We start from the raw sequence: 13,153 nt of genomic DNA, 5'->3' as shown, positions 1-13,153 counted from the left end.
GGGTCGCGTCGTTCCCGGGGACTCCGGGCGGGGACCGAGCCCGCGCGGCGCGGACCGGTGCGGCTCAGACCCGCGGGCCCTTCAGCCAGCGCAGCGGCACCTCGATGGTCACCTCGGTGCCGCGGCCGACCAGCGTGTGCCAGTCGATCGTCCCGCCGAGCTCGCCCTGGATCAGGGTGCGCACGATCTGCGTGCCCAGACCCGAGCCGACCTTGCCCTCCGGCAGTCCGACTCCGGTGTCGCGCACCTTGACGGTGAGCTCGTCGTCGCCGCGGGTCGCGACGATCTCGACGTCGCCCTCCCGGCCGGCGAGCCCGTGCTCGACCGCGTTGGTGACCAGCTCGGTCAGCGCGAGGGCGAGCGGAGTGGCGTACTCGCTCGGCAGGTCGCCGAAGCTGCCGGTGAAGGTGGGGTGCACGGTGGTGTTGTGCGTCGAGGCGACCTCGGCGATCAGCAGCAGAACCCGGTCGAACACCGCGTCGAAGTCGACGTTCTGCGCGAGCCCCTCGGAGAGGGTGTCGTGCACGACCGCGATCGCCGCGACGCGGCGCATGGCCTGCGTCAGCGCCTCGCGGGCGAGATCGGAGTGGGTGCGCCGGGCCTGGATCCGCAGCAGCGACGCGACGGTCTGCAGGTTGTTCTTCACCCGGTGGTGGATCTCGCGGATCGTCGCGTCCTTGGTGATCAGCTCCCGCTCCTGGTGGCGCAGCTCGGTCACGTCGCGGCAGAGCACGACGGCGCCGACGCGCTCCCCGCGGTCGCGGATCGGGATGGCGCGCAGCGAGACGGTGACCCCGCGCGCCTCGATGTCGGTGCGCCAGGGCGCGCGGCCGGTCACGACCAGCGGCAGCGACTCGTCGATGACGACCTTGCCGGCGACCAGGCCCGTGGTGACCTCGGCGAGCGACTCGCCCTCGAGCTCGTCCGCGAAGCCGATGCGGTTGAACGCCGACAGCGCGTTCGGGCTGGCGAAGGTCGTGATCCCGTCCACGTCGAGGCGGATCAGGCCGTCGGAGGCGCGCGGGGCGCCGCGACGCGGCCCGGTCGGCGCGCCGAGGTCGGGGAAGTCGCCCGAGGCGATCATCGAGAAGAGGTCGTTCGCGCAGTCGTTGAAGGTCAGCTCCTGGCGGCTGGGCGTGCGCGTCTCGCTGAGGTTGGTGTGGCGGGTGACGACCGCGATCGGCTGATCGGTGGTCGCGCTGTCGGAGCCGCCGAGGCGCCGGATGACCGGCACGGCGCGAACCCGGGTGGGCGTCTCCTCGAACCAGTCCGGGGCCGAGGTGTCGACGATGCGAGCGCTCTCGAAGGCCTCGGCGACCTGGGCGCGCCACTCCGCCTTGATCTTCTGCCCGACGAAGTCGCGGTAGAAGAGCGTCGCCGCACTCGAGGGCCGGGCGTGCGCGACCGCGACGAAGCCGCCCTCGGCGGTCGGCACCCAGAGCACGATGTCCGCGAAGGCGAGGTCGGCGAGGAGCTGGAGGTCGCCGACGAGGAGGTGCAGCCATTCGACGTCCGCGTCCGTGGAGCGGCCGTGGGAGAGGACGAGATCACTGAGGGTCGACACCCGACAAGCCTAGGTCCCGTCATCGCGCGCACCGCACCTGCGGTGCCCCGCGCCCGGTTATCCACAGTCCGGCGCTGAGCCCGACGTGAGCATCGCTCGGCTGCTTCGATGAGGTCACCCCGTCGCGCTCGTCCTGCTGCGGCACGCACCGCCCGAGCCGAGAGGAGATCCGAACCGTGAGTCGCTCGTCCTGCCTTTGGAGCACGCCGCATGATCCACCCCACCAACGCGTTCGACTACCGCACCCTGCCGCTCGACGCGGACGCGGCGGCCTCCGCGACGTCGGCCGCCGCGTTCTTCGCCCCGCAGCCGGCGACGCGGGCGGAGCTGCCCGATCCCGAGCCGATCCTCGCCTGCCTGACGCTGCAGGTGGTCGAGGTCCTGGCCGGCTCCCGCGAGATCGACCAGCTGGCCCGCTGGCTGAGCGACGACGTCTACCGGCATCTGCAGAAGCGGGTGGTGATGGCCGCCCGTGCCCGCAGCCTCAAGGGCCGGTCGACGCAGCGCCTCCCGTCCACGGTCGGCCGGGTCGTCGTCACGGAGCCGCGGGACGGGATCGTCGAGGCGGTCGTCCTCGTGCACAACCGGGTCCGCACCCGAGCGGTCGCCATCCGGCTGGAGGGCACGGACGCCCGCTGGCGCGCGACCGCGATCAACGTGCTCTGAGACCGGTCAGCGCCCGCGGCTCGGCGCTCGCACGCCGGCACGCCCGGGTCAGCGCTCGCGGACGGGAGCCACCGGCGGCAGCACCACCTGGACGCCCTTCTCGCGCAGCGCCTCCTCGAGCTCCGGCGGCGGCGGCGCGTCGGTGACGAGGTAGTCGGCCCGGCCGAGCTCCGCCACCTGGGCGAAGAGGGTGCGGCCGAACTTGGTCTGGTCGGCCAGGATCGCCACGCGCTCGCAGCGGGCGATCATCTCGCTCATCATCACGCCCTCCGCCAGATTGCTGGTCGAGTAGCCGTTCTCGGCGGACACGGCGCCGACGGAGATCAGGCCGATGTCGCAGTGCAGGTCGACGGCGCCGCCCGGCTCCGCGGCGGCGAAGCCCACCGGCCCGACCGTCGACTGGCCGCCGAGGCGGACGGCGCCGCCGAAGACGAAGAGGTCGCGGCAGGTCTTCGAGCCGATCTCGGCAGGGACGCGCAGGTTGTTCGTCGCGATGGTCAGCTCGCGGTGGTCGTTGAGGTGCCGGACGACCGCCAGCGAGGTGGTGCCCGCGTTCAGCATCACCACCGCCCCGTTCTCGACGAGGCCGGCGGCGAGCGCGCCGATCTTCTCCTTCGCGCCGCGCTGGATGCCGAGGCGCACGTCCAGGCGCTTCTCCGTCGCGGGCATCACCGAGAGGCTCACCGCGCCGCCGTGCGTGCGGACGAGGTAGCCGTCCGCGTCGAGCTGGTCGAGATCGCGGCGCACGGTGTCGGCCGAGACGGCGAAGCGGCGGGCGAGCGTGGTGACCGTGACCTCGCCCGCCTCGGCGACGTAGGCGGCCAGATCGGCCTTCCGGCCGGCCGGCAGACGGAGCGGGACGTCGTTCGCGGCGGGGGCGTCGTCGGTGTCGGGCATGTGCGTTGTCTAACACCGCCGTGTCGGATCCTGCAAGTTGTCGCACTCGGATCGCGGCGAATCCTGCGGTCTGGTCCTCGTTTGTCGCACATCTCGGCAATTTCCTGCCGGTTCTTGCATGACCACGCATCGCCAGGTACATTCGCAGAACACAAGCGCAAGAATGCGCACACAACAGCAGATAACTGCAGAGTTGCAGGGAGTGACATGAGCAAAGGTGCTCGCATCAAGAGAGCCGTCGTCTTCACCGTCAGCGCGGCGTTCGCCGCGACGATGCTGACCGGCTGCAGCCAGGGTGGCGGCGACTCCGCGGCAGGCGGAGACGTCACCCTCGAATTCGCGCAGTGGTGGGAGCCCGAGCTCTCGGACGGCGCCCTCCGCGGCCTGATGGACGACTTCGAGGCCGCCAACCCCGGCATCACGGTCGACCTCCTCAGCGGTCCGTACGCCTCGACCAAGGAGCAGCTCTTCGCCGGCGCCGCGGCCGGCACGATGTCCGACGTCGTCGGACTCGACGGCGCCTGGATCAGCGACTTCGCCAAGCAGGGCGCGCTGGCCGACCTCGGTCCCCTGCTCTCGGACGCGGGCTTCGACGAGAGCCAGCTCTCCTCGACCGTCGTCGTCGACGGCAAGACCGCGATGGTCCCCGTCGTCAACTTCGTCTACCCGCTCTTCACCAACGACGCCCTGCTCTCCGAGGCGGGCGTCAGCGCTCCGCCCTCGACCCGCAGCGAGTTCGAGTCCGCGGCCAAGGCGATCACGGCGCTCGGCGACAACACCAGCGGCTGGGTGCTCCCGCTCTCGAGCGACGCGCCCAACGGGATCCAGAACGACGTCATGTCCTGGGTCTGGGCCTCCGGCGGCAGCATGCTCGACGACGGCAAGCCCGACCTCACCAACGACGCCGTCACCAGCGCGGTCGACTACATCGCGCAGCTCGACGCCGACGGCGTGATCGCCCCCGGCGCCGCGACGATGAAGGAGCAGGACAAGGTCGAGGAGTTCACCAACGGCCGCGTCGGCATGATGATCGACTCCCTCTCGCACATCGCCACCATCCGCGAGTCCAACCCCGACCTGAAGTTCAGCATCTCGGCCATCCCGGCCGAGGACGGCTTCAGCGGCGAGCGCGGCATCCCCTTCGCCTCCTGGGGCATCGGGGTCTCGGCCAGCAGCGAGCACCCGGCCGAGGCCGCGAAGCTCGTGTCGTTCCTGATGAGCGCCGACACGAACTCGACGCTGTCCACGCTGGCGAACGCCTTCCCCGGCAACACCGCCTCCACGCCGGACTTCTCGGACAGCGACCCGCTGTACCAGGAGGCCTTCGACATCTACTCGGCCGGCTACCCGGCGAACGAGTTCGTCGGCCTGCCCGTCGCGGAGCAGCTGATGCGCGACTTCGACGAGCAGCTGCAGGCCGCCCTCAACGGCGACCAGAGCGTCGACGAGGCGCTGGAGAAGTCCCAGGAAGCCTGGCTCGGCGAGTTCTGAGCCGTGACCCGTCCGTCCCCGATCGCGCCGCGGGAGTCCTCTCCCGCGGCGCGGTCCCCCCTCACCCCGTCCCCGATCGAAGGAGGAGCGCCGTGGTCTCCCTGCTGAGCGCCCCCCAGCGTCCCGCCTCCGGGACGCCCGCCCCCGCCCCCGCGGGCCGCCGGAGGCGCCGCGACCTCGCGCCCTACCTCTACCTCTCCCCCACGGCGATCGTGATGCTCGTCCTGATGCTCGTGCCGGTGCTGCTGGTGATCGGGTACTCGTTCTTCGACAACGTCATCACGAACCCGAAGCCCGCCTTCGTCGGACTCGCCAACTACCTCGAGGTCCTCGGCGACCCGAAGTTCCGCACGGCCACCGGCAACACGATCGTCTTCGTCGGCGTCAGCGTCGCGGCGCACCTGGTGCTCGGCCTCGGCTTCGCGATGCTGTTGAACTCGCCGCTCGTGCCGACCGTCGCCAAGTCGCTCTTCCGCGTGGTCTACGTCCTGCCGTGGCTGTTCACCGTCGCGATCATCGCGGTGCTCTGGCGGCTGCTGCTGAACCCGAACGGCGTGATCAACTACGCGCTGATCTCGCTCGGGCTGACCGACAAGGGCATCGAGTGGCTCGCCTCCCCCGCGACCGCGCTGCTCTCGGTGACCTTCATCAACATCTGGGCGGGCTACTCGTTCTACATGATCACGCTGCTGGCGGGTCTGCAGGGCATCCCGCACGACCTCTACGAGGCGGCGAAGGTCGACGGGGCGAGCGCCTGGCAGCGGTTCTGGAACGTCACGATCCCGCAGCTCAAGCCGATCATCATCAGCATGTCGGTGCTCGACATCATCTGGACCTCGCAGCAGTTCGCGCTGATCTGGATGACGACCGGCGGCGGCCCGATCGACGCGACCGAGATGCTCAGCACCTACACCTACAAGCTCGCGTTCAGCCGCTACGAGTTCTCGGTGGCCTCGGCGAGCGCCGTCCTGATCCTCCTCCTCACCATGGTCCTCGCGTTCTTCTACGTGCGGAACCAGAAAGCCAGGGACTGACGTGACCGCCACCGCCACCCGCCCGGCCGTCCGCACGCCGCGGCTCCTCGCCGCGAAGGCCGGGGTCTGGGTCCTCCTCCTGATCGGCGCCGCCTTCGCAGGCCTGCCGATCGTCTGGATGGCCGCCAGCTCGTTCAAGTCGAACACCGAGATCTTCGAGTACCCGCCCCGGCTGATCACCGACACGTTCTCGTTCTCGGCCTACGCCGGCATCCTGGGCGACCCGACGAAGGTCCGCTTCTTCATCAACAGCTACGTCGTCGCGCTCGCGGTCGTCGCGCTGACGCTGGTCGTCGCGATCCTCGCGTCCTATGCGTTCAGCCGCTACGAATTCCGCTTCAAGCGGCCGATCAACATCATCATCGTCAGCGTGCAGGCGGTGCCGCCGATCACCCTGCTGATCCCGTTCTTCGGGCTGATGGTGACGCTGCGGCTCTACAACACCTATCAGGGCCTGATCCTCACCTATCTGGTCTTCACGCTGCCCTACGCGATCATCATGCTGACCGGCTACTTCAACACCCTCCCCCGCGATCTCGACGAGGCGGCGCGGATGGACGGGGCCGGCCCGATGACGGTGCTCTGGCGGATCCTGGTGCCGATCGCGATCCCCGGGATCGTCTCGGTCGGCGTCTACACCTTCATGATCGCGTGGAACGAGTACCTCTTCGCGCTCACCCTGACCCGCACCGACGACATGCGCACGGTGCCGATCGGCATCCAGCTGCTCATGGGCCAGAACTCCTACGAGTGGAACGAGATGATGGCGATGAGCATCCTCGGATGCGTTCCCGTCCTCCTCCTCTTCCTCTTCTTCCAGCGGTACTTCATCGGCGGCATGACCGCCGGGGCCGTCAAGAGCTGAGGCGCGCGTCCGCGCGTCCGGAACACCACCACCACCACGAGAAGGACAGTCAGAGAATGCTTGTTTCCGGAAAAGACCTGCTGGACGTCGCCAACGCGAACGGCTTCGCCGTCCCGGCGTTCAACGTCAGCGACTACGCCATGATGAACGGCCTCTTCGAGATCAGCGAGGAGAAGGACTCCCCGCTGCTCATCGCGATCCACCCCGACGAGCTGAGCCACACCGGAGTGGACATCCTGCACGCGATCATCGCCCGCGCCCACCGCTCCAGCGTCCCGGTGACCATCCACCTCGACCACGGCGCCACCTACGAGCAGGTCCTGCTCGCGATCAAGTCCGGCTTCACCTCGGTGATGATCGACGGCTCGATGCTCCCCTACGACGAGAACGTCGCGATCACCAAGCGCGTCGTCGACGCGGCGCACGCCGTCGGCGTCTCGGTCGAGGGCGAGCTGGGCACGATCGGCAAGACCGACAACGAGGCCGAGGACGGCGCCGCGAACATCATCTACACCGAGCCCGACGAGGCGGTCGACTTCGTCGCCTCCACCGGGGTCGACAGCCTGGCGATCGCCATCGGCACCAGCCACGGCCTCTACCCGGCGTCGATGAAGCCCGCCCTCAAGCTCGACCTGCTCGCCGAGATCAAGAAGCGCGTCGCCGTGCCGCTCGTCCTGCACGGCGGCTCGAACAACCCCGACGCGGAGATCGCGGAGTCGGTGAAGCGCGGGGTCAACAAGATCAACATCTCCAGCGACATCAAGGCCGCGTACCACAAGAAGATGCGCGAGGTGCTGGCCGACCCCTCCGTCCGCGAGCCCAACACGATCCAGCCGCCCTCCATCGCCGCGATGAAGGAGACGGCCGCCGAGAAGATCGACCTGTTCGGCTCCGCCGGCAAGGCCGAGCTCTACTAGGCCCGGCGAGACGCAGGAGAGCAGCGCGGTGAACGAGAGGATCGTGCTCGGACTGGGCGGGACCGTCGACTACGAGATCGACTGGGACGACCACGTCGTCCAGACGCTCGCGGACGAGTACGGGATCCGCGCGGACGAGCTGACGAGGACGGCGCCGGTCACCACCGAGCGCGACCTCGTCGTGGCGCTCCTCGCGTTCCTCGCCGACGGTGCGGGAGGGGAGAGATTCGCCTCCTCCTCCCGCATCGTCGAGGAGTTCGCGCAGCGCTTCCCCCGGCGCATCACCCTCGGCGGCACGGGCGTGCGGGCGGGCTACGCGCTCGCCGTGCACGGCCTCGCCGCGGTGCAGCACCTGGTGAGCATCGACGACCACGTCCGCCGCCTCCTGCCCGTCGGCACCGAGTACGTCTCGAGCGCGACCGCCGACAGCACCGACCCGCACCTGATCGTGCAGTTCCCGCGCGGCGCCCGGGTGCTCCTCGGCGACCGCGTGCTGGTGGCGCCGCATCCGAACCGGGTGATCTTCGCGAACGACCCGCCCAACCGCGAGCTGCTGCTGGCGGAGGGACTCGGCGGCATGCTGGCCGACGCGGGCGTCTTCCTGGTCTCCGGCTTCAACAGCATCCAGGACGGGGCGGTGCTGACGGACCGGCTGGAGACGCTGCAGCGCCACCTCGCGGCGCTGCCCGCCTCCGCGGATGTGATCTACGAGGACGCGGGCTTCCACCTGCCCGCTCTGCAGGACCGGGCCCGCTCCGCCCTGCTCGGCTGCGTCGACGTCGTCAGCATGAACGAGGACGAGCTGCAGGCGCTGCTCGGGCACCGGCTCGACCTGCTCGACCCGGATGCAGTGGTCGAGGCGCTGGGCGCGGCCGCGGCGCTCCTCCCCGGCCCGGTGCTCGTCGTGCACACCCGGCACTGGTCGGCGGCCGTCGGAGCGGAGGCCGAGCGCTACCGCGCGGCGCTCCTCGGCGGAGTGACGATGGCGAGCACCCGCTACCTGCTCGGCGACGGCATCACCGCCGCGGACTACGACCGCGTCGCACAGCTGCCGGCGCAGCCCGGCGGAGTCGCGGTCTGCACCGCGGTCACGGCTCGGCTGCAGGCCGTCTGCACGCCCGGCCTCGTGCTCGAGACCGACCGCCCCACCACGATCGGCCTCGGCGACACCTTCGCCGGCGGCTTCGTCTCGGCGCTGGTGCGGCACCGCGTCTGACGCCGCCGATCACGCGCCCGCGCTGTCGACGACGAAGGCCCCGCATCCCGCGCTCCGCTCGAGCGGAGTCGGGACCGGGACCTTCGTCGTGCCGGTCGGCAGAGCCGGGATCAGCGGCGCTTGGTCTGCGCGCGGCGCTCCTGGCGGTTGTTCGGCGTCTCGTCGGAGCCGCCGGTCTGCTGGCCGAAGGCGCCGGTGGTCGCGGCGTCCTCCGCGTCGTCCGGGCGCGCCTCGCGAGCCGCCGCGGCGCTGGCCTTCGCCGTCGCCGCCTGCTGCACCCGGCCGCGCTGATCGCGGACCTCGACACCGCCCGAGTCGCTCGGCGCGGAGTAGCTGAGCTTCTCGACCGGGGCGACCGGCTCGGAGAGGCCCTTCGCGGCGACGCCGGCGACCTCGCCCTGCTTCTGGGTGACCTCGACCTCGAGGTTGAAGAGGAAGCCGACGGTCTCCTCGCGGATCTGGCCCATCATCTGCTGGAACAGGGTGAAGCCCTCGCGCTGGTACTCGACCAGCGGGTCGCGCTGGGCCATCGCGCGCAGGCCGATGCCGTCCTTGAGGTAGTCCATCTCGTAGAGGTGGTCGCGCCAGCGGCGGTCGATCACCGAGAGCACGACGCGGCGCTCGAGCTCGCGCATGGCGGGGGCGCCGAGCTGCTCCTCGCGGCCCTGGTAGGCGAGCTTCGCGTCCGAGAGGATTTCGCGGCGCATGAACTCCTTGTTGATCCGGCCGCGGCTGCCGGCCTCCTGGACGACCTCGTCGATCGACAGGCTGACCGGGTAGAGGGTCTTCAGCTCGGTCCAGAGCGCGTCGAAGTCCCAGTCGTCGCCGTTGCCCTCGCCGGTGTGCACCTCGAGGATCTCGTCGATCACGTCGACGAGGAACTTCTGGGTGCGCTCGTGCAGGTCGTCGCCCTCGAGGATGTGGCGGCGGTCGGAGTAGATCGCCTCGCGCTGGCGGTTGAGGACGTCGTCGTACTTGAGGACGTTCTTGCGGATCTCGGCGTTGCGCGCCTCGACCTGCGACTGCGCGCTGCGGATGGCGCGCGAGACGACCTTCGACTCGATCGCCATGTCGTCCGGCACGTTGCCGCGGCCCATCAGGGCCTCGGCCGCGCCGGAGTTGAACAGGCGCATCAGGTCGTCGGTGAGCGAGAGGTAGAAGCGGCTCTCGCCCGGGTCGCCCTGGCGGCCGGAGCGGCCGCGGAGCTGGTTGTCGATGCGGCGCGACTCGTGGCGCTCGGTGCCGAGCACGTAGAGACCGCCGGCGGCCTGGACCTTCTCGGCCTCCTCGGCGACCTTGGCCTTGACGCCCGCGAAGACGTCGTCCCACGCGGACTCGTACTCCTCTGGGGTGTCGACGGGGCTGAGGCCCTTGGTCGACATCTCGGTGACCGCGAGGAACTCGGCGTTGCCGCCGAGCATGATGTCGGTGCCGCGGCCGGCCATGTTGGTCGCGACGGTGACGGCGCCGAGGCGGCCGGCCTGGGCGACGATCGCGGCCTCGCGCGCGTGGTTCTTGGCGTTCAGCACCTCGTGCCGCACGCCCTTCTTGGCGAGCAGGCGGGAGAGGTACTCGCTCTTCTCGACGCTCGTCGTGCCGACCAGCACGGGCTGGCCCGCCGCGTGGCGCTCGACGATGTCCTCGACGACCTGCTCGAACTTGACCTGCTCGTTCTTGTAGACGAGGTCGGCGTTGTCGATGCGCTGCATCTTGCGGTTGGTCGGGATGGAGACCACGCCGAGCTTGTAGGTCGACATGAACTCGGCGGCCTCGGTCTCGGCCGTTCCGGTCATGCCGGAGAGCTTGCCGTAGAGGCGGAAGTAGTTCTGCAGCGTGACGGTGGCGAGGGTCTGGTTCTCGGCCTTGACCTGCACGCCCTCCTTCGCCTCGATCGCCTGGTGGATGCCCTCGTTGTAGCGGCGGCCGGCCAGGATGCGGCCGGTGTGCTCGTCGACGATCATCACCTCGCCGTTGAGGACGACGTAGTCCTTGTCCTTCTTGAACAGGGCGCGGGCCTTGATCGAGTTGTTGAGGAACGAGATCAGCGGGGTGTTCGCGGACTCGTAGAGGTTGTCGATGCCGAGGTAGTCCTCGACCTTCTCGATGCCGGGCTCGAGCACGCCGACGGTGCGCTTCTTCTCGTCGACCTCGTAGTCCTCGCCCTCGATCAGGCGCGTGGCGAGGCCGGCGAACTCGGCGAACCAGCGGTTCGCCTCGCCCGAGGCGGGGCCGGAGATGATCAGCGGGGTGCGCGCCTCGTCGATGAGGATCGAGTCGACCTCGTCGACCACTGCGAAGAAGTGGCCGCGCTGGACCATGTCCTGCGCCTGCCAGGCCATGTTGTCGCGGAGGTAGTCGAAGCCGAACTCGTTGTTCGTGCCGTAGGTGATGTCGGCCGCGTACTGCTCGCGGCGCTGCTCGGGCGTCTGGCCGGAGAGGATCACGCCGGTCGTCATGCCGAGGGCGCGGAACACGCGCCCCATCAGCTCGGACTGATAGTTCGCGAGGAAGTCGTTCACCGTGACGATGTGCACGCCGCGGCTCGCGATGGCGTTGAGGTACGCCGGCAGGGTCGCGACGAGGGTCTTGCCCTCTCCGGTCTTCATCTCGGCGATGTTGCCGAGGTGCAGTGCGGCGCCGCCCATCAGCTGGACGTCGAAGTGGCGCAGGCCGAGCGTGCGGCGCGAGGCCTCGCGGACGGCCGCGAAGGCCTCCGGCAGCAGGTCGTCGAGCGATTCGCCGTTCGAGTAGCGCTCGCGCAGCTCGACGGTCTCGTTCTTCAGCTCCTCGTCGCTGAGGTGCGTGAAGTCCTCTTCGAGGGCGTTGACGGCTTTCGCGTAGTTCTCGAGGCGGCGGAGGACCCGGCCCTCCCCGACGCGAAGGACCTTTTCGAGAACTGAGGCCACGGGGTACTCCAAAACGTAGAAGACAGGTGCCCGACGGCACGGCGCGGACGGAACCACACTAGCCGGGGCGGGCTGTGCGCGGTCCGACAGGGCGCGAAGAACCCCCCGGAGGCGGACCTCCGGGGGGCTCCCGGGTCAGACCGCGGCGGCCTCGGGCTGCGCGTCCGCCTCGTCGCCGAGGCCGATCACGCCGTAGTCCCAGCCCTTGCGTCGGTAGACGACGCTCGGGCGGTCGGTGTCCGCGTCGATGAAGAGGTAGAAGTCGTGGCCGACCAGCTCCATGTAGTCGACGGCGTCGTCGACGCTCATCGAGACGGAGGGGAAGACCTTCTTGCGGATGACGACGGGGCAGTACGGCTCCTCCGCGTCGTCCTCGTCCGCGGCGACCGGCTCCGGGGCCGGCTCCTCCTGAACGGGGATCACGCCCGTGCTCAGGCGCTCGAGCACCTCGGCGTCCGCCGGCTGGATCGCGACGACGCTGAAGTCGTCGGCCGCCGCGTCGCGCAGCGAGGTCGGCCGATGCTGACCGCGATGCACCTTCTTGCGGTCCTTGGCTCGACGCACCCGTTCGAGCAGGCGCCCGAGGGCGACGTCGAAGGCCGCGTACTTGTCGGCTCCGCTCGCCTCGGCCCGCACCACGGGCCCCTTGCCGATGAGCGTGAGCTCGACCCGGTCGCCGCCGGCGGCGCCCTTGCCCTCGCTGTGACGGCTCGCCTTGATCTCGAGCGCGAGCGCCCGGTCGGCGAGATGGGCGATCTTCTCCGACTTCTCCGTCGCGTAGGCGCGGAAGCGATCGGTGATGCCCATGTTGCGGCCTGTGATGTCGATGTCCATGACAACCTCCCAGTCGAGTACGGCGTGCCGCCTTTCTCCGGGCGGACCGTTCACGCCGTCCCCCGAGCGTAGACCCGCGGTCACCGGATCGTCCTCGGGAGTTCATCAGGAAGTCGCGCTGCGGCCGCCGGGGGTCCCGGCGAGCGCGGCCGCCCCCGCCACGTCTCCCCCGCCCGCGCGGACGGCCCGGCGCAGCTCGAGCAGGGTCGCCCCCGAGGTGACCACGTCGTCCACCAGCAGGATCCGTTCGCCGTCGAGCGGACGCCTGGCGCGGAACGCGCCGTCGAGGTTCGCACGCCGCTCCGCCCGGGCGAGGCCGACCTGGTCGAGCGCGAGCCGGGTCCTCGTGAGCGGCCGGGCGAGGCGCCCGCCCGCCGCGCGCACCAGCAGGTCGACGGGGTCGAAGCCGCGCCGCAGGTGCCGCAGGCGCGAGCCGGGCGGTGCGACCAGCAGCGCCGGAGCGCCGTCGAGCGCCTGGAGCAGCACGGGTCGCAGCAGCGCGCCGAGCGGTCGCGCTGCGGCCACCCGCCCCTCCGCCTTCAGCGCGAGGACGAGCCGCCGCACCGTCCCGGCGTACTCCGCGCCGACGCGCACCTCGAGCGGGTCGTCGTCGGACCCCAGGCGGCGGACGTCCGGTCGCGCCTGCGCGGCGAGCTCCGCTGCGCAGTCCGGGCAGGGCACCCGGGTCGCCGGCCGCCCGCAGGCCGGGCAGTCGACCGGCAGCAGAACGGCGAGGGCGTCGAGGAGATGATCGCGCAGCATC

General features: G+C 70.4%; 11 protein-coding genes. 6 read left to right on the top strand and 5 right to left on the bottom strand.

Annotated elements, in window-relative coordinates:
- Window positions 1–64 precede the first annotated feature (64 nt).
- Window positions 65–1,564, bottom strand: a complete 1,500-nt coding sequence (locus MT350_RS03735; RefSeq protein ID WP_123702681.1) for a sensor histidine kinase — start codon at window positions 1,562–1,564, stop codon at window positions 65–67.
- Between the two features lie 210 nt (window positions 1,565–1,774).
- Between MT350_RS03735 and MT350_RS03730 the strand changes: the two genes are divergently transcribed.
- Window positions 1,775–2,230: an Rv3235 family protein gene (locus MT350_RS03730; RefSeq protein WP_221181084.1), complete on the top strand. Its 456-nt coding sequence runs from the start codon at window positions 1,775–1,777 to the stop codon at window positions 2,228–2,230.
- Between the two features lie 48 nt (window positions 2,231–2,278).
- Here the strand turns inward: MT350_RS03730 and MT350_RS03725 are convergent, their stop codons facing one another.
- Window positions 2,279–3,127, bottom strand: a complete 849-nt coding sequence (locus MT350_RS03725; protein ID WP_123444402.1) for a DeoR/GlpR family DNA-binding transcription regulator — start codon at window positions 3,125–3,127, stop codon at window positions 2,279–2,281.
- A gap of 207 nt (window positions 3,128–3,334) precedes the next feature.
- Here MT350_RS03725 and MT350_RS03720 point away from each other — a divergent pair, with 207 nt between their 5' ends.
- From MT350_RS03720 to MT350_RS03700, 5 genes are all read left to right on the top strand, one after another.
- Window positions 3,335–4,618 carry a sugar ABC transporter substrate-binding protein gene (locus tag MT350_RS03720; protein WP_123735256.1) on the top strand — a complete coding sequence of 428 codons (1,284 nt, stop codon included), beginning with the start codon at window positions 3,335–3,337 and terminating at the stop codon, window positions 4,616–4,618.
- Between the two features lie 92 nt (window positions 4,619–4,710).
- Window positions 4,711–5,652 (top strand): carbohydrate ABC transporter permease, encoded by a 942-nt coding sequence (locus MT350_RS03715; protein ID WP_243586430.1) that lies wholly within the window; start codon window positions 4,711–4,713, stop codon window positions 5,650–5,652.
- Window position 5,653: 1 nt separating this feature from the next.
- Window positions 5,654–6,517 (top strand): carbohydrate ABC transporter permease, encoded by an 864-nt coding sequence (locus MT350_RS03710; RefSeq protein WP_207901631.1) that lies wholly within the window; start codon window positions 5,654–5,656, stop codon window positions 6,515–6,517.
- A 56-nt stretch (window positions 6,518–6,573) separates the two neighbouring features.
- Window positions 6,574–7,434 carry a ketose-bisphosphate aldolase gene (locus tag MT350_RS03705; protein ID WP_159423237.1) on the top strand — a complete coding sequence of 287 codons (861 nt, stop codon included), beginning with the start codon at window positions 6,574–6,576 and terminating at the stop codon, window positions 7,432–7,434.
- 28 nt (window positions 7,435–7,462) lie between these two features.
- Window positions 7,463–8,650 carry an ADP-dependent glucokinase/phosphofructokinase gene (locus tag MT350_RS03700; protein WP_243598868.1) on the top strand — a complete coding sequence of 396 codons (1,188 nt, stop codon included), beginning with the start codon at window positions 7,463–7,465 and terminating at the stop codon, window positions 8,648–8,650.
- Window positions 8,651–8,760: 110 nt separating this feature from the next.
- On the opposite strand, the gene secA is transcribed toward MT350_RS03700, so the two are convergent.
- The 3 genes from secA to MT350_RS03685 form a co-directional block, all read right to left on the bottom strand.
- Complete coding sequence (gene secA, locus MT350_RS03695; RefSeq protein WP_127886111.1) at window positions 8,761–11,556, bottom strand: preprotein translocase subunit SecA; 2,796 nt, start codon at window positions 11,554–11,556, stop codon at window positions 8,761–8,763.
- Window positions 11,557–11,691: 135 nt separating this feature from the next.
- Entirely contained in the window at window positions 11,692–12,390 is a 699-nt protein-coding gene (hpf, locus tag MT350_RS03690) for a ribosome hibernation-promoting factor, HPF/YfiA family (RefSeq protein ID WP_123444397.1), read from the bottom strand.
- 105 nt (window positions 12,391–12,495) lie between these two features.
- Window positions 12,496–13,152, bottom strand: a complete 657-nt coding sequence (locus MT350_RS03685; RefSeq protein WP_243598867.1) for a ComF family protein — start codon at window positions 13,150–13,152, stop codon at window positions 12,496–12,498.
- Window position 13,153: the final 1 nt, after the last annotated feature.

Source organism: Rathayibacter sp. VKM Ac-2928 (assembly GCF_022815545.1).
GTDB lineage: Bacteria > Actinomycetota > Actinomycetes > Actinomycetales > Microbacteriaceae > Rathayibacter > Rathayibacter festucae.
The sequence above is the reverse complement of the archived record's forward strand: the minus strand, read 5'-3'. Positions and strand labels throughout refer to the sequence as shown.